The sequence below is a fragment of the Lacticaseibacillus sp. 30 genome (genome assembly GCF_053819265.1).
In genome coordinates, this window is sequence record NZ_JBSOQX010000057.1 from 1 (window position 1) to 1,853 (window position 1,853).

Annotated in this window: 2 protein-coding genes and 1 pseudogene; all 3 read left to right on the plus strand. The window is 46.2% G+C overall.

Going from position 1 to position 1,853, the window contains the following annotated elements; translation table 11 throughout:
* Positions 1-1,306 (plus strand): DUF3991 domain-containing protein (locus ACWPAB_RS15175; RefSeq protein WP_455692707.1); only part of this gene is annotated, 1,306 nt, incomplete at its 5' end.
* Positions 1,306-1,488, plus strand: a pseudogene (locus tag ACWPAB_RS15180) (hypothetical protein). The gene ACWPAB_RS15175 and the pseudogene ACWPAB_RS15180, both read left to right, overlap by 1 nt.
* Before the next feature lie 134 nt (positions 1,489-1,622).
* Entirely contained in the window at positions 1,623-1,760 is a 138-nt protein-coding gene (locus tag ACWPAB_RS15185) for a putative holin-like toxin (RefSeq protein WP_032793656.1), read from the plus strand.
* Positions 1,761-1,853: the final 93 nt, after the last annotated feature.

Sequence of the window (1,853 nt, forward strand, 5' to 3'; positions counted from 1 at the left end):
GGCAGCCTATCATAACTACTTGAAACGAGCTGATAGCTTTAATCGTGCGCGGGATTACCTCACCATCGCCAGAGGGATTAATCCTCATCTAGTTGACCGCCTGTACCAAAAGGGACTCATTTTTCAGGACTCACAAAACAATCTGATCTTTCAATGGGCACGCAACGGTAAGGCAGTTGGCGCTAGTATTCAAGGCACCGAAATTGATTTTAAAAACTACGGTAAACGTGGCACGCAAAAAAAGATTGCCGCAAACTCGCAATCTGATTTTGGCTTCAATTTTAGTTTGGGGAGACCCCAAGACTTGTATGTCTTTGAATCACCGATTGATGCGTTGAGTTATTGGACACAACACCCAGAGCTAACGAATTGCATGATTGCCTCAGTTGATGGCACTAAAGTTGAAAGTGTCGTGAATATGGCCGTCAATATGTATAAAACAAAAGGGCAATTGCCAGCCACTATTTATGTTGGCTCCGACAATGACCCAGCTGGTCATCAGCTTTATGACAAGCTGCAAGACTCCATCTTAGCTAATACCGAGGCTGAGGTAACTACCTGTAAGCCGCTCTTTCCACAGGATAATGCGATCACACAGACAACTTACCAAGGCTTGAAAGAAGCTGCAGATCAAGCGGGCATTGACTGGCGTGAATTGGCAGCAGCAGCTAAAGCAACAACCAACCTTTCAACGAACTACCAGCAGGCTTTTCCGCTGCCACAAGCCATTGCCAAAAGCAGCGTGCTCATCAACACCGGAAAAACTAACTTTAATTCAGATGAGGCTTTACTAACCGCGGCAAAGTTCATCAAAGCTAACCGCACTAGTGATAACGAGCCTGATTGGGACGCCATTACGAAAAAATTAAATCCTGGTATTGAGGATCATGACCGCGAACATTTAGCAGCAAAATCTTCTTACTACAACACACGTTACCAGGCTGACAATGGCGTCTTACCGGTGACTAAAATTGCTAAAGATTGGAATGAGCTAGCCAAGTTGGCTCAACACCAAGAACCGATCAATCAGCAGTTAGAAAAAACCTATCGTCGTCAGGATGGAAAAACTGCCAAACTAATTGCCAACGGCCAAGATCAATTCTCGCTCGTTGATCGTCAGCAGCCAGATAAAGTAGTTGGGTTCTTTGAAGCTAACGATCCTCAACAGTGCGCCTATTTGATTAAGCAGTATGGCTACAACGCTGTAGACAAAGAAGATGAACAGAAATATCAACAAACTCAGCCGGTTAAGCCCCAACAACAGCACAAAAAGCAACGTGCAGCAGGACTAGAGCAAAGTATGTAATGCCCTACCTGCTGGGTTTCAGTCGAGCTGGCAACGAGAACGGCTGGGTTTTGCCGTTCCGTTGCATCATGTTGCCGAGGTCGGATTGAATCCTCGCGGCAGGCAGAGGCCCGAAGCGCGTGGGCGGGGCAGGCGCCCCACGCTTCTCGGCCTTGGCCGAAGAGGCTTTTTCTGCAATGTAAAAGCGGCTATATCCCTTGTGGCTCTAGGAATATAGCCGTTTATGTGCTATAATATTATTAGCAGAAAAGTTAATGACGGTTGGCAAATCCAATCACAAAGAGGTGGTCGCCTATGAAAGACGTCCAAAATCTAAGTGAAAGGAGGTGCCTGTTTGTCCGTTGCTGAGGCAATCACGCTGATGTTAGCATTTGGCAGTTTCGTACTGTCACTTGTGAACACCTTTGTGACCCTTGTAAATGCAATTCAAGACAATCAAAAAGACCGTCACTAGACTTTTGGCTAAGCTAGACGGTCTTTTGATTGTAAGTTGATGCCAGCCGTCTTTAACGGCTCTGCTAGGAGAGTACTCTTACGGGGGTGCTCT